The organism is Bdellovibrio sp. HCB337 (genome assembly GCF_047302465.1).
Classification (GTDB): Bacteria; Bdellovibrionota; Bdellovibrionia; order Bdellovibrionales; family Bdellovibrionaceae; genus JACMRP01.
This window is the reverse complement of record NZ_CP178621.1, coordinates 3,096,985-3,114,982: the sequence shown is the minus strand read 5'-3', so window position 1 is coordinate 3,114,982 and position 17,998 is coordinate 3,096,985. Positions and strand designations below refer to the sequence as shown.

Sequence of the window (17,998 nt, the reverse complement as noted above, 5' to 3'; positions counted from 1 at the left end):
AGTACCGCTAGGAACCTCCTATTATGAATTCCTGTGGTTATTAAAATCTCTTAAACATAGATCTAGAATTTTTACCGCGTCGTCACTTAGGTGACTTGTCATTGTGATCGCGTTTGCGATTCTTCATAACGACCCCTCCTTATGCCGGCCCTCATAGCGGAAATTTACCGGGCCTTGCGTTTCAACAAAACCAGGATAGCTGGACTAAGGTTGGTTTTTCAAGAAAGTCGTTTTGAATTCTCAAATAAATTCAATTACTTGAGTCTCATTTTGAGATTTCCCCTCTGTCGAGAAGAAGTTTTGGACGAGGTCGAACAAGTCCGCGAATTTTGCCAATTATACAGGCAAAATTTCGCGAATTCGGTCCGCAATACGCATGAACTCTTGGGCTTCAGCGCTGTTTTTGTTGCTTTCAACGATCGGAACGCCGGCTTCGCACGCAAGACCCACGTTTGGATTGAAAGGCACTTCGCCGATCTTAGGAATCGACTTCGCAGTCATGTAAGACTCGAGTTCACCTTTCGGGAACATCTGAATTTTTTCGCCGTTGGCAGGGTTCACCATGTAAGCCATGTTCTCGACCATGCCCAAAAGACGAATGCCGGTACGGTTGAACATGTCGACGGCTCTTTTCACATCAGTCAGAGCCACGTTTTGAGGGGTCGTCACCATCACGGCACCCGCAACTGGAACCTTTTGTGCCAGAGACAACTGCACATCACCTGTGCCCGGTGGAAGATCGACAATGAGGTAGTCAAGCTCACCCCAGTCGACGTCACGAAGGAACTGATCCATCGCTTTAAAGAGCATAGGTCCACGCCAAACCACGGCAGCGTTCTCGTCGATCAAGAAACCGATGCTCATCAGTTTGATCCCGTAGCGCATTATGGGTTCCAGGCGTTGGGCGGCGTTGATTCCAGGTTTTTGATTAAGACTTCCCAACATACGAGGGATGCTTGGGCCATAGATGTCGGCGTCTAGGAGCCCGACTTTGTTCTTCTGGCCAAGGGCAGTGGCTAAATTTGTAGCAACTGTGCTCTTACCAACGCCCCCTTTACCAGAACTCACAGCAACAATATGTTTAACTCCAGGGATCGCCTGTTGTTGGTCAAACGGGTTAGGGGCAGCCATAGTGAACTCCTACTTGATAATTAAGCGCTCAACACCAATAATAAAAATTAAGTGAATAGCCAAGATTTTTTACTTCTCAACATCGCTATTTTGTCTTTCTTCGTCCTCTGGTTTTTTGCTGGGCGACGTGGAGGGCAGAAAAAGCCCACTCAATTGAATATGAAGCGCGGGAATGACGCGCCTACCGGCGGTGTTCTGCAAACAGAGCAGAACAAAACTCCGCAAAGAGGGGGTAGTCGTTACAGCCACCCAAAGTACCAAAAGTTCTTGCAGGATGAGAGCCAGCAGAAAGATGCCGGCAAGGATCTCAATATTTTGTTTAACTATAACGGGCACACCTGGGATGCGTTCGAAGTGCTCGGTCTTCCTGCAGGTTCAAGTCTTGTTGACGTGACGAAGGCCTATCAGAATATGCTGAAAACCTCAGACCCAGAATCTCATCAGTTCTTAGAAACAGCGTTCAAAACCATTCTTGCAAAAAAATAAAACCCGGTACCAAAGTACTCAGTCCAGTACAAACTCGAGAGTTTCTCAATTATTCTACTTAGGCAAAACACTTTAAGTAGTAACAGGGAAGTTTATGAAAAGGATTTTGTCTTTCGGTCTTGCATTGTCTTTGGCGTTGTCTACAAATCTTGCTCTTGCCCAGGATAAAGAGAAAAAAGAGACGGGCTCAGCCCCGGCACCTGCGCCTGCGGCGAAAAAAGAAAGTGTCGTCATTCCTCCGCGTGAAACCAAAGAAGAGGACATCTTAAAAGGTCTTGATTACCCCGAGCTGCAAGTCGTGCCTCGTGCGACGGATCGCTTGTTGATGGAAACTCAGAACGAGCGTGAATACGGGTGGATCGCGTTTTGGCCATATCAAGTTTCTTCAATCGCAACGATCCTTGCCGGGAATCGTTTGCGCGGTAATTACAAAGCGGACGTCGATACAGATGCAGAGAAAAAAGACAGCGACAATGTCGGTATGGCGGCAATGGCTGTCGGTATCGGTGGTTTAGGTCTTTCTATTTTCCTGATTAAGAGTGACCTGTACGGTGATTCTTTCCGCCGCGTAAAAGCGGTGAAAGTGACTGATAAGCGCAGTGAATTGATGCGCGAGCGTTTGGCAGAAGAAGCTTTGGAAAAACCAGCTCACCTGATCAATATGCTAACAACTATTTCTGTGACTTTGAACCTTGCGGCCAACTTAGCGGTGTTAAGTCAGGCGAACGGCGATGTGCGTGCTTATGCCGCTGTCGGTGTTGCGGCGTCGTTCTTGCCTTGGATGTTTAGCAATCGTTATGTTGATAACTGGAACAAGCATTTGGAATACAAGCGCAAGATCTATACTCCACTTGTGGGTTGGGATCTGCAGTATGTTCCTAAGTCTCAGCAGTTCCAACCGCAATTGACAGCGAACTGGAGCTTCTAATGAAGTTCGCGTCTGGCGTCATCGCTCTGACATTTCTAACAAGTTCTGCCCAGGCCGGGTGGGAAGTGAAATCTGCGCAAGAGCGTGATGGCACTTATTCCATCAGCGTGATGCCGACAGAGGACAAAACTCCGAAGCCTTGCGATAGTTTCAAAGAATTTAAAGAAGCTTACGAAAAAATTCTTGGCGACGGCGAGCTTGCGCTGAATGAAGAAAAAGCGGCGCGTTTATCTCTGAGAATCAGTCGTGGTTGTAATGGCGCTGCGAATAGATTTTTTAAAGCCTACGAGATGATGAAAAAGACCGGCGTGGCACTAGTGAAAGCCGTGGAAGTGGGTTTGGATTTTGCGGCTTTGGATGACGAGCGTCTGAAAAACTTCAATGAAGTTTTCTCGAAGATGTACCTTGAAAATGCTTTCGATTTCGATTTTGCGACAGCTTACCGAGTCAGCTTTGAATTGTCCCGCGATTACGAGGGTAAAGCTCAAGATGTGCGCGAAGACTTCATTAAGTTAGTTAAATTCTGTACGAGCAACGACAAAGCTGCATTGCCGCTTCGTCAATGTGCTGAGCTCGCTCTTAAGATCGTCGAGCACACGCCGAAGTTCCCGGGTGGTTTGTATAGCTCTTTTGAAAAGTTCTATACTTTCTTGCGCACCGATAAGCGCATGGGGCTTTCGGTGATTGATTCTTTGAATTTGGTACCAAAGGTTTTCACTTATGGTCCTAAAGCTCCGGAAAATTTCATCGCTGCGATGGACTATGCCGTTTATTCTAAAAAGATCACCATTGATCACGCCAATGCGATCAACTTGGCTTTGCGTTTAGCGAAGCAGTCTTTGCCTCAGCAAGGTAAAGAGGACTTCAATGAAGTTCCTGACAAGAAGTAGTCTCATTTTTTTATTGCTGTCAGGTTCTTTGGCTTTGGCCGTAAAGGGAACTGCGACTGACGGGGCTGCGGCGCCTGAAAAACCCGCGGAATTGGGACCTGTCGCAGAGAAAGTTCCGGTCGAGCTTGAGTGGGAACAAATCATTGGTGCGAAGGCTTACGAGTTAGAATTTCAGAATCAAGAAGGCAAAGTTTTAAATACATTTAAATCTAACAACCATATTTTCAAATTTAAATTCAAAGTGGGTCGTTATCGTGTACGAAGCCGCGTTTCGGATGCTCGTAAAGTCTACGGAGAGTGGTCGCCGCTTGAGGAATTCACGGTTCAACCAAAACCTGCGAAAATTCCCAAAAAGAATGTCGTAACGACGGGTGTGATTGATAAAAAAACTCTGACCAGTGAAGTGACTTTTCACTGGGGAGAAGCCGCTGGTGCCTCTGCATTTCGAGTTAAAGTCGTTAATGAAAAAGCCGAAGTAATCCGCGATGAGATCGTTAAAGGTTTTTCTTATACAACGACACTGACTGCGGGGACTTACAGTACGACACTGACCTCGATCGGAAATGATGGCATTGAATCTGACCCTGTTACTTTGGCAGGACGGGTGATCATCGAGACCGTGCAGTTAGATAAGCCCGTGATCGTCTTTGATGAAGTTGCGGATCCTGGCAATCCTAAAGTGAAAATTCAACGTCTGCCGACGACAAAGGGCACTCCAACTTTACGTTGGAAAGATGCTTCGAAGGTGGCAGACACCGTGGGGACTCTCGAGTACCGATATTTCTTTGGTGAAGAGTGGATTCCGGTTGATAAGTTTACTTCGAAAGACGCTAAAGAAGTGATCCTTAGCAAAGCGGCGAAGCCTGGTCGTTACAGAATTACCGCATGGGCAGAAGCTGGTGGTCTGAAAAAATCCGAAGCGACCACTTACGAGTTCGTCATCAAACCAACCGGTTACTAATTTATTTTTTGATAGATTCTTTGTATTCAGGGCGAAGCTTGCCTTGGTGGCACATGAAGCAACTTGCCTCGGGACCTTTTTTGCCATCAAAGCCGCTGCCGCGCAGAGTTTCGGTGATGCGCATATGATCTTTTGCAACTTTGAATGTTTTCTTTTCGTCGGACGCAAAGTTTTGAATATTGTGGCACTCGGTGCAAGTGACGCCCAACTGGCGAGAGATCACCACCATCTCTTGACGGACTTTGTCTTCGTTCGTTTTGAGTGTGCTTGCGGATTCTGAATAACCTTTCGGAGATAGAATCAACATGATGAGGAAAATGGCAGCACCGAATACCACGAGTGACTTGTAATATACTGCGTTATTTTTCATGATCCGTCCTAGAAGCTTGGATGAAAATTCGAATGGATTCTTTCCTCTATTTTCCGTAAAGCGACCTCGCCTTACAAGTCTGATTTCTTGACTGGTCTAGGGGGCGATGTTACCCAAATAGAAGGTCATTTTTTAAACCGGAGCCTTTCATGAAAATTAAGCATCTCGAGGACTTAAACACTCTTGTTTCTCTGTCCAAACGTCGTGGTTTTGTTTTTCCAAGCAGTGAGATCTATGGTGGTCTTGCATCGTGCTGGGACTACGGACCTTTGGGCTCCATTTTGAAAATGAATGTGAAGCGCGCGTGGTGGAATGCGATGACTCGCAGAAGTGATATCGTGGGTCTTGATGCTGCGATCTTGATGCACCCAATGGTGTGGAAGGCTTCTGGTCACGTTGATGGCTTCTCGGATCCTTTGGTCGACTGTAAGGACTGTAAAACTCGTTTCCGTGCGGATAACACGGACTCTTACATCAACGAGAAGAAGTGCCCGAACTGCGGTAGCAAAAACTTGTCTGAAGAGCGTAACTTCAATTTGATGTTTAAAACTCACATGGGCCCTTTGGAAGATTCTGCGAGCGTGATTTACTTGCGTCCAGAAACCGCGCAAGGTCACTTCGTGAATTTCTTGAATTGCCAACAAAGCTCTCGTTATAAAATTCCGTTTGGTATCGCGGCGATCGGTAAATCATTCCGTAACGAAATCACTCCAGGTAACTTCATCTTCCGTACTCGTGAGTTCGAGCAAATGGAAATGCAATATTTCGTGAAGCCAGGAACTGACGAAGAGTTCTTCAAGCAATGGAAAGAAACTCGTTGGAATTTCTATCTGAAATTCGGTTTGAAAGCTGAAAACTTGAAATTCAAAGATCACGAAAAGCTTGCGCACTATGCAAGAGCAGCTGTGGACGTAGAATACAAATTCCCAATGGGCTTTAGCGAACTTGAAGGTATTCACAATCGTTCTGACTTCGATTTGACCCAACATATGAAGTTCTCGGGCAAATCTTTGGAGTACTTCGACGAAGCGAACAAAGAAAAATACATCCCGTACGTTATCGAAACAGCCGTTGGTTGCGATCGCCTGTGCTTAGCATTCCTATGCGATGCCTACCGCGAAGAAATCACGACGGATGCTGAGGGGAAAGAGGACATGCGTTTGGTCATGGGCTTCCACCCAGACATCGCGCCGATCAAGGTTGCAGTCTTGCCACTTTCTAAAAAAGAAGAGCTCAGCAGCATTGCCGGCAAATTGCGTGATCAGTTGGCAGAAGACTTTGACGTTACTTACGATGAAGCTCAGTCGATCGGTAAACGCTACCGTCGTCAGGACGAGATCGGAACTCCGCTGTGCGTGACTGTGGACTTTGATTCTATCAATGACCAAGCGGTGACGGTACGCCATCGCGATACAATGGCTCAAGAGCGCATTCCAATGAGTCAGTTGAATGGCTACGTGGCAGGGAAGCTTAAAAACTTCAACAACACGAAGTAGTTCTCACAAGTAAATACTGAAAAATAAAAGAGCTCCTGATGGGGGAGCTCTTTTTATTTTGTCCGCAAAACAAAATTATTTCAGGAGCCTTATTTGCAATCCACTTTGTCGGAGAAGGTCTTCCCTAGGTCCTTACCACCGAATTTTGCAGTGACTGATTTCTCAGTCAGAGTGCCTTTACGAATGATTTTAGAAGCTTTCTCTGCTTTCTTTAAGCAGGCGTCTTCAGAATCCGCAGTTACTTTCTCAGTTGTTGGGTTTTTACCATCGTAAGGTTTTAGAGCTTCGGTCTCTTTACCTGGGCAAGCTTTACGGGTGGTGATCAATTCGCACTCAGCAAAACTGGCTTGAGCAAATAGCATCATTGCAGCAATCATCATTGTGGTTTTCATGAATACCCCTTGTATTGTGTTTTTTTAGATTAAACTAAGCACTTTCTTTTTGTATGACGGAGACTTCTTTTTTCTTCGCATTTCCGTGAATAAGCTTCTCGAGCTCCAAAACAATCCCGCCTAAGCGGTCTGCTTCGGTCTTCACCAGAACTGCGGTGGATTCCAAGTCCTGAGAGGTCTTGGCGTTCTCTTGCGAGCTGGTATCAATGGTGCTCATCGCTTGTGTGATTTGTGAAACGCCATGATTTTGCTCTTGGCTTCCTTGAGCAATGCTCTCGTTGATCTGACGGATTTGATGAACGTACTTTACGATAGCAGAGAAAGCGACTTCGCCCTCGGCGGCAAGATCCACGCCGTTTTTCATGCTCTTCAGAGTTTGATTTAGAACATCGGTGATATCTTTGGCTGCGACCGCACTTTTTTGTGCGAGCGAGCGAACAGCGTCTGCAACAACGGCAAAGCCACGACCATGCTCACCAGCACGAGCAGCCTCTACCGCGGCATTAAGTGCTAGTAAGTTGGTTTGAAAGGCGATGTCGTCGATCAGATTTAGCATCTCTTGCATCTTGGCCGAGTTTCGATAGTTTTCGTTCATCGCGCCAATCAATGCTTGGATTTTAACTTGGCCACTTTCTACAGAGACTTCGCACTCAGAAGCCATCTTGGCGGCTTCTTGCGCGTGATTGGCATTGGTTTTAGCAATGCTGGAGAGTTCTTCCATTGATGCCATGGTCTCTTCGATCGAAGCTGCGGCCGAGTTGATGTTGTTTGCAAATTTATTGCTGGCAGTGGATAGGGTTTCAGAGCTGCCATTGACTTGCTCGGTACTGCCAAAGATATCGACCGAGATTGTGTTTAGCGAGCGAATCATTCTGCGCGTGATTTTGAACATTAAGAAGCCGCCCACAAGCAGGCTCAGGATCATGGCTCCGAGGATAATGTATTTAGAATTTTCAAAGTTCGCTTGGGCTTTTTGGCTGGCGCTAACACCAGACTCGAAACACGCGTTCCCTAATTTTTGCAAAAGTTCATAGGCTGTTTGGAATTGGTTTTGGGAATCACTCAACAACAGACGTTGCGCCTCGTGCAGTTCGCCTTTGGTGACGAAAGCATCGATCTTGTCATGGGTTTCAATATACTGATCCCACTTGGTGCTGAATTCTTCATAGAGCTTTTGTTGTTCATCGGTTGCAAGGAAAGGCTCGAAAACTTTGCGGTAAATAGTGAGGTTGCCGAGGGCGCTGTCGAGCTCATCGCGGTAGGCGGCTTGATCGCCTTTGTCTTCAGAAAAGGCTAAAAGCACTTCCATGCGGCGATAGTTGGATACATTTACATTCAACTCAGACACTTTGGAAACCGCTGGCAGCCAACGATCTGCGACTTCGGAAGATAGTTTTGTGGACTGAAGCTGCTTAAAAATCGAGATGCCAAAAGAAGACGTGATTAAGCAAAAGACCAAGGCCATTGTAAAAAATAATTTTTTACCTAAGGACATATTTTTCTACTCAGCTTTCACACATTACAAAGTGTTAGATTTTATTCGTCTTTCCTTGTTTCGGAGCCTTGAATCCGGAAGTTCAGTCATTTCTGTCGTGGTGTAGAAATCTGGCCTAAACTTGCTTAAATGGGATCGCTGGGAACAGGTTGTCACCATGCATAAACAGCCGAGGCCGAACTTTCGAGCGGTTTAGCAAAAACTCTAGGCAAAAAAGCCTCTCAAATCCTTGTAAGCGTTGGCGAAAAACAGTCTTTTTCCTTGCTAGAATAGCGCCTCCCATTGTTTTATGGGGGTGCATAAGGAGACATGCATGCACACACAAACAACGACTTCAAATTCTGGGACTAAGACTACAATCCCACAAAAGTTCGTTTACTTTTTTGCGGCTGGTGATTCCGAAGGAAACGCCGGGATGAAAAACATTTTGGGTGGTAAGGGTGCCAATCTTGCCGAGATGACTTCTTTGGGAATTCCGGTTCCCCCAGGATTCACGATCTCGACAGAAATCTGCGCGCACTTTTACGAAGCCGGTGGCAAGTTGCCTGAGTGGGTTCGCCCTTCAGTTCTTGAAGCCATGAAAAAAGTTGAAGGCAAAATCGGCAAAAAGTTTGGTGATATCAGCAATCCGCTTTTGGTGTCTGTGCGTTCAGGCGCTCGCGCTTCAATGCCAGGGATGATGGATACAATCTTGAATCTTGGTTTGAACGATCAAACAGTAGAAGGACTTGCGAAGTCTTCTAACAACCCACGCTTTGCTTGGGATTCTTACCGTCGTTTCATTCAAATGTACTCAGACGTGGTGATGGGGATGAATTCATCACTTCTGGAAGTGACTCTTGAAGACTTGAAAGACGAAAAGAAATACAAACTCGACACGGATCTTACTGTCGATGATTTGAAACATCTTGTAAAAAAATTCAAAGACCTGGTTCAACAAATGACCGGTCGTACATTCCCGAACGATGCTTACGAACAACTCTGGGGAGCGATCTCTGCCGTATTCCACTCTTGGAATACTCCGCGTGCGATCACTTACCGGGAGCTTCATAATATTCCTGCAGCATGGGGAACGGCTGTAAATATTCAGTCGATGGTTTTCGGTAACATGGGTGATGATTCTGCAACGGGTGTTGCCTTCACACGTGATCCAAGTACTGGCGAAAAAGCCTTCTATGGCGAGTTCTTGATCAATGCTCAAGGTGAAGACGTTGTTGCGGGTATTCGTACTCCGCAACCAATCACTAAAGTTGCAGCGGCTAAAGCGGGCGTGCCTTCTTTGGAAGAAGCAATGCCAGAAGCTTACGGCCAGCTTGTAACGATCTATAAAAAACTTGAAGGTCACTATCGTGACATGCAAGACATCGAGTTCACGATCGAGAAAAACAAACTTTGGATGTTGCAAACTCGTAATGGCAAGCGCACGGCAAAAGCGGCGCTTAAAATTGCTTGTGACATGATCGATGAAAAACTGATCACAGAAGACGAAGCAATCCTAAGACTGGATCCTTCTTCTTTGGATCAGTTGCTGCATCCGACTTTGGATCCTAAGGCCCAAAAAACTGTCTTGGCAAAAGGTTTGCCTGCAAGCCCTGGTGGCGTGCATGGACAAATCGTTTTCACTCCGGAAGACGCGGTTGAGTGGAAAGATCTTGGCAAGAAAGTAATCTTGGTTCGTATCGAAACTTCTCCGGAAGACATTGCGGGTATGATCGCAGCTCAAGGTATTTTCACCACTCGTGGTGGGATGACTTCTCATGCGGCGGTTGTTGCTCGTGGTATGGGTAAGTGCTGTGTTGCTGGTTGCGGTGAAGTCGAAGTGGATTACAACCAACAAACCATGAAAGTGAAAGGCTATGTGCTCAAAAAGGGCGACGTGATCACTTTGGATGGCGGTACTGGTGAAGTTTTCCTTGGTGAAGTGAAAACTATCGAGCCAAAACTAGATTCCGACTTTGAACGCATTATGAAAATCGCGGACAAAGTTCGTAAATTGAAAGTTCGTACAAACGCAGATACTCCAAAAGATGCGCAAACAGCGCGTAACTTCGGTGCGGAAGGTATTGGTCTTTGCCGTACAGAGCATATGTTCTTTGGCGCGGATCGTATCGATGCGGTTCGTGAAATGATCTTGGCTGAAAGCAAGCAAGAGCGTGAAAAAGCTTTGGCGAAACTTTTGCCAATGCAAAGAACAGACTTCCAAGAGCTTTTCAAAATCATGGATGGCTTGCCAGTGACAATTCGTTTGCTGGATCCACCTTTGCATGAGTTCGTGCCTCATACTGAAAAAGAAATTCAAGAACTTGCCGGCCGTATTAAGTACGACGTCGACAAGCTTCGTTCAAAAGTAAAATCTTTGCATGAGTTCAACCCGATGTTGGGTCACCGTGGCTGCCGTTTGGCGATCACGTACCCAGAGATCTATCAAATGCAGGTTCGTGCGATTGCCGAAGCTGCAAGCGAGATCGTGAAAACCGGTAAGAAACTTGTGCCTGAAATCATGATCCCGTTGATTGCAACCGATAAAGAGCTTGAGCTTCTTCGTAGTTTGACAGTCGTTGAGGTTGAAAAAGTTCAAAAAGAACAAAACGTGAAATTCGACTACTTGGTAGGAACTATGATCGAGCTTCCGCGTGCGGCAGTGACTGCTGATGCGATTGCAGATCATGCGGACTTCTTCAGCTTCGGAACGAACGATTTGACTCAAACAGCTTTGGGTCTTTCTCGTGACGATGCGGGAAGATTCTTGGGTAGCTACGTTAGCAGCGGCATCTTCGCAAGAGATCCGTTTGTGACGATCGATAAGGTCGGCGTGGGCTCTTTGGTAAGAACGGCTACTGAAATGGGCCGTCGTTCAAAACCAGGCTTGAAAGTCGGCGTCTGCGGTGAGCACGGTGGTGATCCAGATTCTATCGAGTTCTTTAACTCTGTAGGTCTTGATTACGTTTCTTGCTCTCCGTTCCGCGTACCAATCGCAAGGCTAGCTGCTGCTCGTGCGGCTTTACTTGGTAAGAAACTTCATTAGAATTTAAGTACAGGTTTTATGTACACAGAGGCTCCTTTATGGGGGCCTTTGTTTTTTGTAGGGGACTGCAATGAAAATGACCGTTGAATGTGATTGTGGGGCAGTTCAAGGAACCGTCGAATCAAAACATCTTAAAGGATACCGTGCCGTTTGTCTTTGTGATGATTGCCAAGCCTATGCGCACTCTATTGGTCATGCTGATATGCTTGATGCCAACGGCGGAACGGATATCATTCCTGTGATGCCTTCTCATTACACTTTCCATAAGGGCCAGGAGAAGCTTCAGTGCCTTCGCCTTCATAGTAAAGGGATGTACCGCTGGTACACCTCGTGCTGTAAAAGCCCGCTTGGCAATACGATGGCCGAACAATCAATGCCGTATATCGGGGTTCCAGTCAGAGCCTTTCAAAAAAATTATTCAAACGAGCAAATTGAGAGTGAATTTGGACCGGTACGAGAGCGTATGCAGGCTCGTTTTGCCAAAGGAACTTTACCGCCGAAGGCGCAACAGAAAGTTTCTTTGGGATTTATGTTGCGAGTGATTAAATTTATTGGTTTTGCGAAACTCAGTGGTTCTGGCAAACCTTCGCCGTTTTTTAAAGTCGATGGCAATCCAATCTCTGAACCAAAAGTTCTCAGCAAGACAGAGCGTGATGCTCTTGTTGGACTTTAATTTTTTGTAGGTGATGAAATGAAAATCAATAGACCCCTTGCTGAACTCGCGATCCAAGCTTTGGAAGAAATCTTTTTCCAAGATAAGTTCGCCGACAAAGTGATTGAAAAATGCATGAAGTCTCAGAGACAGTGGGGAAATCCGCAGCGTAAGTTTTTTGCTGAGACCATCTATGAAACCGTCCGTTGGTATCGCCTGTTGGACTTTATGGCAAACAGTGATGATCTGTGGAGAGTCTTGGGTTGCTGTTGGTTACGCCAAGGTTTTGATTTACCAAACTGGGAAGAGTTCGAAGGATTGACCCACGACTATGTGAAGCGCAAAGGAAAACAAGCAGCCGAGAATTTCTTGGTGATTCAATCTTTGCCAGATTGGCTTGATAAGTACGGTCGCGAGCAATTGGGTGCTGACTGGGAGCCAATCATAAAGGCTTTGAATAAGCCGTCAGAAGCTTTTCTTCGCGTAAATGCACTAAAGGCAACCCCAGAAGAAGTGCTCCTTGCATTGAAGCCAAATGAAATCGAGGCCGAGAAAGTATCACCGGAATTGCCACATGCTCTTCGCTTGAAAGAACGTAAAAACGTTTTTGTGACCGAGGCTTTCCGTAAAGGTCTGTTTGAGATGCAGGATGCGGGCTCGCAAATGATTGTGCCTCTTCTTGGTATTGAGCCTGGCCATCGCGTGGTCGATGCCTGTGCGGGCTCTGGCGGAAAAACCTTGCATATGTCTTCTTTGATGAAGAACAAAGGGCGCATCATTGCGATGGACATTCACGAGTGGAAGTTGCATGAGCTGAAACTGCGTGCGCGCCGTAATGGCGTTGATATCATCGAAACGCGTTTGATTGATTCTAATAAAGTTGTAAAGCGTATGGCAGAGCAAGCAGATCGTCTGCTTTTGGACGTTCCGTGCTCGGGTTCAGGCGTTTTGCGTAGAAATCCAGACACGAAGTGGAAGCTCACAATTGATGAAATCGAGCGTCTGCGCGCACTTCAATACGAAATCCTCTCGACCTATTCTCAGATGACGAAAAAAGGCGGGCAGATGGTTTATGCCACGTGCAGCGTTTTCCCTTCTGAGAACGAGCAACAAGTTGAACGCTTTTTAAAAGAACAAGGCGATAAGTGGACTTTGGTAAAAGAGATTCACGTACGCCCGGACAAAGAAGGCTATGACGGATTCTATGCGGCTCTTTTAAAGCGTAAATAGGTCTTACCCTCAGAAAAAACAAAACCCCACACCGATGATGATGTGGGGTTCAAAATAGTTCTCGTATTGATCCTAATTAGAATTCACAAGTAGTGAAGATGTCGTATTTCTCGAAACCATCAAGAACACATCTGAAAGTTTCACGAATTGTAAGCTTTTTTCCTTTGAGGCTCAGAATCTTTTTGTAACCCATGGCACCGCCGAAGTCTCCACAAGCATCACCACCTGGGCGATCAGAGCTTTTGCTGACGATAACTGTATTTGCATCTTGATAGTCAGCATCATCAGTAATGCCTGCGCTTGGTTCGAAATACATGCCGGTATCTCTTAGGTAGACATTGATACCTTGGCTGCCATCACCATAATCATAGTCTTCAACTTCAAGGCTGCACTTGCCGGTGTTGTCTTGGTCATAAGTATCTACAATTTTACCGGTACGACCGTTGAGCGATTTAAGTCTGCTCTCAAGATTGTTGGCAGCGTTTCCGACGTCATTGCCACCGGCTGCTGCAGATAAAGACGCAAATAACAAAGAAGCGACAAGCGTGTTTCTAACAAACGCGTTTTTCATAAGCTTTCCTTTTTCTGTACTGCTAAGAGCAGTGTTAGTTGGGGACTTATCCGCACGTTTACCGGTAGATGGTCCTGTTTGTCAGCAGCTCTTCAATTGGTATGCCACAGAAAGCGTCCCAAACGGGACAGTATAAAAGAGTTAGTGAGGCTAGTATGAAAAGCCACAACACAGCAGAGACTTTTTTTGGTTTTGAACTTGTTTTTGTGTCGAGATCCGACACAAACCTGGCCTTGTTCGTATTGTGAAAGAATCCAACAATGAGTTATGGAACAAAAACCCCGTTGGCCAGAGGTTAAAAACTACCTACAAGTGCATCAGTATTTGCAAGACGTCTATGCATTTCGTAAGGCGAAGGAATCGGGATTTTCTTACGAATCGTGGGCCGCGGAACTCGGTGTTTCTAGTCGTTCCCATTTGCGATTATCTATCATTGGTCGAAGAAATATATCAGATGCTTTAGTGCAGCTTTTTGTCAGTAACTTGAAGCTGGTTAATACCGACAAAGACTATTTTTTGCTGTTAGTATTGTATTCGCAAAGTTCCAATTCTTCACAAAAGACCCACTATGCAAAGAAAATGGCGGATCTTATCTCTGTAAAGATCGAGAAAAAATCCGTTGCACCGACATTGGTGCTTTTAAAAGACCCCACGGTGATTGCCTTAAGACTTCTTTTAACTTTCGAAGATGTTAGTGGCTCGGAAGAAGAACTGAGTCACCAGGTGGGAGCCCCGCTTGAAGAAATTCAGGACAAGTTAAAGGTTCTGAGGTCTCATGGCTTAGTTCAAGAAGAAAGCCTTGGTCAGTGGCGGGCTACTTCGAAATGGATTCAATTTATTGACCAAGCGGATAATAGCGGGATTCGTGCCTATCACGCCGCCAGTCTTGAAGCTGCAAAGCGCTCGATAGAGTTTCCTGTGGACACTCGGTATTTTCGGAGTCTGACGTGGGCTTTGAATGCGGAAGAATATCAATCTTTCTTGCAAGACTTGAGTCAGTTCGTAGAGCAAATGAATGCCAAGTACGAAAAAAATATTCTTGAGGACCGAAAGCTCATGCAGCTAAATATGAATTTGATTCCAGCTCTGGGATTGAAGAAATCATCGTCGGGCAGTCATTCAGAAAAGTAAATTTCTTTGCTGAAACACCTCTGAGAAAACAATTTTTCTTATCATCGAACACAAAGTAAATACGAGTTAGTAGCGCAGTTGTTAAAAGTTCTCGCATTTGCATCTCACTGTGAAATCGCCCCTTTAGAACACCAAAAAGACTCCCGATCTGCTTGGTATGAAAACACAGCAGTACGTAAGCGGAGTATTTTTAAGCCTTCTAATAAGTGCCTCGACGGCATCAGCCGGCATAGGGCTTACTTATCATGGGCGTATTATGAAGCCCGATGGCAGTGCTTTAGAATCTGCGTCTGTACAGTTCACAGTGCAAATTCGTAGCCCCGGAAATGAATCCTGTTTGTTATATCAGGAAAGTCAAAATATCGACATGAGTGGCAGTGCTGGGGTGTTCTCTTTAGAGCTTGGTGCGAATCCTGGCTATCGAGTCGCCGCGAGTGTGGATGGTGGTAACACCATTTCAAAAGTTTTTGCTAACCAAGGGACACTAACGTTGCCAACCTGTGCGTTTGGCTCGACTTATACTCCGAACTCGGCGGATGGCCGTCTTCTTTATATTAGCTTTAACGACGGAAGTGGTGCGCAAACCCTCAGTGCACAAAAGATCACTTATGTTCCTTACGCGATCGAATCCATGCAAGTGAATGGCTATAGTGCCAGTCAGCTTGTTCGTGTCGATAGTGGGACAGCTCCGGTTTTAACACCGGCGAACCTTACAATGTTGAGTCAACTTTTTGGCGGTACTCTAGCAATGAACACCACTGGAAATGTTACTACGACGGGAACTGTTTCTGGTGCAGATATTCAGGCTACCAATCTAAAAGTCTATAACGGTGCTAATTATGTTCAACTGTCTGCGCCGACTTTGTCTTCGAATGTTCTTTTTAAATTGCCGGCAGCTGATGGTACGAACAACCAAGTTCTAAAAACCGATGGTGCCGGTAATCTTGCTTGGACCAGTATGAGTGCAGGCAATCTGACCGACACTCTTGCAAACGGCAAGATCTGGATCGGCAATGCCTCTGGAGTCGCAGCAGAGACTGCTATTAGTGGTGACATCTCTTTAGCAAACACCGGTGCTGTGAGCGTCACAAAAATCCGTGGCGTGGGGGTTAATGTCGCGGCACCGAGTGCTGCTGGCCAAACTCTTCGTTACGACGGAAGTTCTGAGTGGGCTCCAGCGTTTTTGAGCCTTGCAGATATTCGCTCGACCATCACACCTTTCGGTGGAGCTTTTGCAAACGCCAACTGTACGGCGGCGCAAAGTCTTTATTATGAAGCGGCCTCGGACAGTTTTAAGTGCCAAAGCATTTCGTTAAGCAGCTACGTGGGTAACGTCGATATTAAAGGAGAACTTCGTCTTTCAGGAGCGACCTCTGGTTATGCAGGTTTTAAACCTGCGGCGGCGGCGGGCTCGACAGTTTGGATATTGCCAACAGCTGATGGAACCAATGGGCAAGTGCTTTCAACAAATGGTTCTGGAGTTTTAAGTTGGGCAAGCAGTGGTGGCTCTGGAGATTTTAAATCAGACGGGACTGTGCAAATGACAGCGGCGATCCGCGCTGCAGATGGTGCTTGGAATGCGCCATCCATTCGATTTGCGAGTTCAGCAAGTACGGGATTTTATAATGCAGGCGGTATGATCGGGTTGTCAGCCAATGGCAATCTTGTGGGGACGATCTCGGCGACTTCTATCGCCTTAAATGGCAGCTATGGTCCTTGGATCCGTCTGGGCACGGGAGCTAGCAATACGCCAAACACCCCGACATATTCTTTTAGCGGTGATAACGATAGCGGACTTTTTTCTCCGACGGCAAATAGTATTGGGCTTGCTGCCGGTGCGGTCGAAGTGCTTAGAGGAGAATCTTCAGGAAAAGTGGGTATTATGACCGGTGCTCCGCTTGCATTACTTCATCTTAGAGAAGCTGATGATTCTTGGACCAGCTCCTTCAGAATGGATCGTTCTTGGGACTCGACGACGGATTACTTTCAGATGATGTACGACTACGAGGGTTTGAAAATCAGAACAGTGAATGATGCCGATGGCGATGGTGCTCATATCATCTTCAAACCAAAAGATTCAGAAGCTCTAAGAATCTCTGAAACTGGCAACGTAGGAATTGGCACGACAAATCCTGGTGCCAAACTTCAAGTGAATAGCTCAATCGCGCTTGAAGAAAACAGCAATAACATGAATGGCTCGACGATTTCGTTCTGGAAGAATCGTAATTATGCCGCGACTCAGATCAATGACCAATTTGGTTCGTTGTCGTTCTATGGTCACGACGGGACGACGACACGTCGGGGGGCTCAGATCCTTGCAAGTGCTGACATTGCTCCGACAGCGGGAAGTGTTCCTAGCAGCTTGATATTTCTTACTACAAATTCAGGCGATGCGGATGTGGTTGAAAGAATGAGAATTAGCTCTAATGGTCATGTCGGTATTGGAACGACGGTGCCTGGATACCCCCTTGTTGTTGAAGATGCAGCAGCTCCAAACGGTACGAATACAAACCTCGCACGCTTTCACGGGGGATCTGATGCAACTTTGAAAGCTCTCGGTATTTCGTTTTGGGTAAGTCCTTCGGCGACGGCTACAGATCGATATGCGGGCATCGGCGTCGGTGATTTTACTGGTGCCAGAAATTTGATATTAGGTATGAACTCAAATGGCGCCCAAGGTAATGTTGGGATTGGTACGACAACTCCAGGTCATATGTTTGATGTTAATGGTTTGACTGCCAACGTGAGCGGGGCGTGGGTTGTGCGTTCCGATGCGCGCTTGAAGCGAGACATTGCGACCCTCGAAAATCCGCTGGATACGATTTTAAACCTACATGGAGTTTCCTTCCGTTGGAAGGATGCTGAGAAAGATCAAAAGTTTGGTCTTCAACGAGGGTTCATCGCTCAAGAAGTAGAAAAAGTTGTTCCTGAATGGGTGCATGAAGGTAGTGACGGCTATAAGCGCATCGAAAAAACAGGGATCGAAGCTTACTTTGTTGAAGCGATCAAAGAGCTTTATAACAAATGGCTCTCAGATCACGAACGCATTGCCGAGCTTGAAAAGCGCAACCAAGAACTTACTGCAGCTATTTGTGAGGTAAATTCACAAAATAAGATCTGCAAACGCTAGTATGCTAAATTACTTAGTCTAGATTCTCTGAAACTGACACAAACCGTGCTGATGTGTCGGGGATAAAACTATTCTTTTTGCTCCTTGCTGATTAGAAATTGAATCAAGCC

General features: G+C 46.1%; 15 protein-coding genes. 10 read left to right on the top strand and 5 right to left on the bottom strand.

Annotated elements, in window-relative coordinates; translation table 11 throughout:
• Positions 1-336: 336 nt before the first annotated feature.
• The gene (locus ACLWBB_RS15035) at positions 337-1,131 is read right to left on the bottom strand and encodes an Mrp/NBP35 family ATP-binding protein (protein ID WP_413288364.1); all 795 of its coding nucleotides are present in this window, start codon (positions 1,129-1,131) and stop codon (positions 337-339) included.
• Positions 1,132-1,290: 159 nt separating this feature from the next.
• On the opposite strand from ACLWBB_RS15035, the gene ACLWBB_RS15030 reads away from it, so the two are divergent.
• The 4 genes from ACLWBB_RS15030 (at position 1,291) to ACLWBB_RS15015 (ending at position 4,396) form a co-directional block, all read left to right on the top strand.
• On the top strand, positions 1,291-1,617 hold the full coding sequence (locus tag ACLWBB_RS15030; protein WP_413288363.1) for a hypothetical protein: 327 nt from the start codon (positions 1,291-1,293) through the stop codon (positions 1,615-1,617).
• A 94-nt stretch (positions 1,618-1,711) separates the two neighbouring features.
• Positions 1,712-2,545 (top strand): hypothetical protein, encoded by an 834-nt coding sequence (locus tag ACLWBB_RS15025; protein ID WP_413288362.1) that lies wholly within the window; start codon positions 1,712-1,714, stop codon positions 2,543-2,545.
• Complete coding sequence (locus ACLWBB_RS15020; RefSeq protein WP_413288361.1) at positions 2,545-3,435, top strand: hypothetical protein; 891 nt, start codon at positions 2,545-2,547, stop codon at positions 3,433-3,435. The genes ACLWBB_RS15025 and ACLWBB_RS15020 overlap by 1 nt, the downstream gene beginning before the upstream one ends.
• Positions 3,413-4,396, top strand: a complete 984-nt coding sequence (locus ACLWBB_RS15015; protein WP_413288360.1) for a hypothetical protein — start codon at positions 3,413-3,415, stop codon at positions 4,394-4,396. The genes ACLWBB_RS15020 and ACLWBB_RS15015 overlap by 23 nt, the downstream gene beginning before the upstream one ends.
• A gap of 1 nt (position 4,397) precedes the next feature.
• Here the strand turns inward: ACLWBB_RS15015 and ACLWBB_RS15010 are convergent, their stop codons facing one another.
• A complete protein-coding gene (locus ACLWBB_RS15010; protein ID WP_413288359.1) occupies positions 4,398-4,766 on the bottom strand; it encodes a photosynthetic reaction center cytochrome c subunit family protein in 369 nt (122 codons plus the stop codon).
• A gap of 149 nt (positions 4,767-4,915) precedes the next feature.
• Here ACLWBB_RS15010 and ACLWBB_RS15005 point away from each other — a divergent pair, with 149 nt between their 5' ends.
• Positions 4,916-6,262 carry a glycine--tRNA ligase gene (locus ACLWBB_RS15005; RefSeq protein ID WP_413288358.1) on the top strand — a complete coding sequence of 449 codons (1,347 nt, stop codon included), beginning with the start codon at positions 4,916-4,918 and terminating at the stop codon, positions 6,260-6,262.
• A gap of 89 nt (positions 6,263-6,351) precedes the next feature.
• On the opposite strand, the gene ACLWBB_RS15000 is transcribed toward ACLWBB_RS15005, so the two are convergent.
• Both ACLWBB_RS15000 and ACLWBB_RS14995 read right to left on the bottom strand, forming a co-directional pair.
• The gene (locus ACLWBB_RS15000; RefSeq protein ID WP_413288357.1) at positions 6,352-6,654 is read right to left on the bottom strand and encodes a hypothetical protein; all 303 of its coding nucleotides are present in this window, start codon (positions 6,652-6,654) and stop codon (positions 6,352-6,354) included.
• Between the two features lie 34 nt (positions 6,655-6,688).
• The gene (locus tag ACLWBB_RS14995) at positions 6,689-8,149 is read right to left on the bottom strand and encodes a methyl-accepting chemotaxis protein (RefSeq protein WP_413288356.1); all 1,461 of its coding nucleotides are present in this window, start codon (positions 8,147-8,149) and stop codon (positions 6,689-6,691) included.
• Positions 8,150-8,462: 313 nt separating this feature from the next.
• On the opposite strand from ACLWBB_RS14995, the gene ppdK reads away from it, so the two are divergent.
• From ppdK to ACLWBB_RS14980, 3 genes are all read left to right on the top strand, one after another.
• Entirely contained in the window at positions 8,463-11,174 is a 2,712-nt protein-coding gene (gene ppdK / locus ACLWBB_RS14990) for a pyruvate, phosphate dikinase (protein WP_413288355.1), read from the top strand.
• Positions 11,175-11,244: 70 nt separating this feature from the next.
• The gene (locus ACLWBB_RS14985; RefSeq protein ID WP_413288354.1) at positions 11,245-11,847 is read left to right on the top strand and encodes a DUF6151 family protein; all 603 of its coding nucleotides are present in this window, start codon (positions 11,245-11,247) and stop codon (positions 11,845-11,847) included.
• An 18-nt stretch (positions 11,848-11,865) separates the two neighbouring features.
• Positions 11,866-13,056 (top strand): SAM-dependent methyltransferase, encoded by a 1,191-nt coding sequence (locus tag ACLWBB_RS14980; RefSeq protein WP_413288353.1) that lies wholly within the window; start codon positions 11,866-11,868, stop codon positions 13,054-13,056.
• Between the two features lie 76 nt (positions 13,057-13,132).
• Here the strand turns inward: ACLWBB_RS14980 and ACLWBB_RS14975 are convergent, their stop codons facing one another.
• Positions 13,133-13,627, bottom strand: coding sequence for a hypothetical protein (locus ACLWBB_RS14975; RefSeq protein ID WP_413288352.1), 495 nt, complete (start codon positions 13,625-13,627; stop codon positions 13,133-13,135).
• Positions 13,628-13,894: 267 nt separating this feature from the next.
• Here ACLWBB_RS14975 and ACLWBB_RS14970 point away from each other — a divergent pair, with 267 nt between their 5' ends.
• Positions 13,895-14,758 carry a TIGR02147 family protein gene (locus ACLWBB_RS14970; protein WP_413288351.1) on the top strand — a complete coding sequence of 288 codons (864 nt, stop codon included), beginning with the start codon at positions 13,895-13,897 and terminating at the stop codon, positions 14,756-14,758.
• Positions 14,759-14,915: 157 nt separating this feature from the next.
• Complete coding sequence (locus tag ACLWBB_RS14965) at positions 14,916-17,888, top strand: tail fiber domain-containing protein (protein ID WP_413288350.1); 2,973 nt, start codon at positions 14,916-14,918, stop codon at positions 17,886-17,888.
• The last annotated feature ends 110 nt before the right edge of the window (positions 17,889-17,998 follow it).

Coding starts and splice junctions, on each gene's coding strand:
- ACLWBB_RS14985 (WP_413288354.1), top strand. CDS start 11,245: ATGAAAATGACCGTTGAATGTGATTGTGGGGCAGTTCAAGGAACCGTC.
- ACLWBB_RS15000 (WP_413288357.1), bottom strand. CDS start 6,654: ATGAAAACCACAATGATGATTGCTGCAATGATGCTATTTGCTCAAGCC.
- ACLWBB_RS14975 (WP_413288352.1), bottom strand. CDS start 13,627: ATGAAAAACGCGTTTGTTAGAAACACGCTTGTCGCTTCTTTGTTATTT.
- ACLWBB_RS15020 (WP_413288361.1), top strand. CDS start 2,545: ATGAAGTTCGCGTCTGGCGTCATCGCTCTGACATTTCTAACAAGTTCT.
- ppdK (WP_413288355.1), top strand. CDS start 8,463: ATGCACACACAAACAACGACTTCAAATTCTGGGACTAAGACTACAATC.
- ACLWBB_RS15010 (WP_413288359.1), bottom strand. CDS start 4,766: ATGAAAAATAACGCAGTATATTACAAGTCACTCGTGGTATTCGGTGCT.
- ACLWBB_RS15030 (WP_413288363.1), top strand. CDS start 1,291: ATGAAGCGCGGGAATGACGCGCCTACCGGCGGTGTTCTGCAAACAGAG.
- ACLWBB_RS14965 (WP_413288350.1), top strand. CDS start 14,916: ATGAAAACACAGCAGTACGTAAGCGGAGTATTTTTAAGCCTTCTAATA.
- ACLWBB_RS14995 (WP_413288356.1), bottom strand. CDS start 8,149: ATGTCCTTAGGTAAAAAATTATTTTTTACAATGGCCTTGGTCTTTTGC.
- ACLWBB_RS14970 (WP_413288351.1), top strand. CDS start 13,895: ATGGAACAAAAACCCCGTTGGCCAGAGGTTAAAAACTACCTACAAGTG.
- ACLWBB_RS15035 (WP_413288364.1), bottom strand. CDS start 1,131: ATGGCTGCCCCTAACCCGTTTGACCAACAACAGGCGATCCCTGGAGTT.
- ACLWBB_RS14980 (WP_413288353.1), top strand. CDS start 11,866: ATGAAAATCAATAGACCCCTTGCTGAACTCGCGATCCAAGCTTTGGAA.
- ACLWBB_RS15025 (WP_413288362.1), top strand. CDS start 1,712: ATGAAAAGGATTTTGTCTTTCGGTCTTGCATTGTCTTTGGCGTTGTCT.
- ACLWBB_RS15015 (WP_413288360.1), top strand. CDS start 3,413: ATGAAGTTCCTGACAAGAAGTAGTCTCATTTTTTTATTGCTGTCAGGT.
- ACLWBB_RS15005 (WP_413288358.1), top strand. CDS start 4,916: ATGAAAATTAAGCATCTCGAGGACTTAAACACTCTTGTTTCTCTGTCC.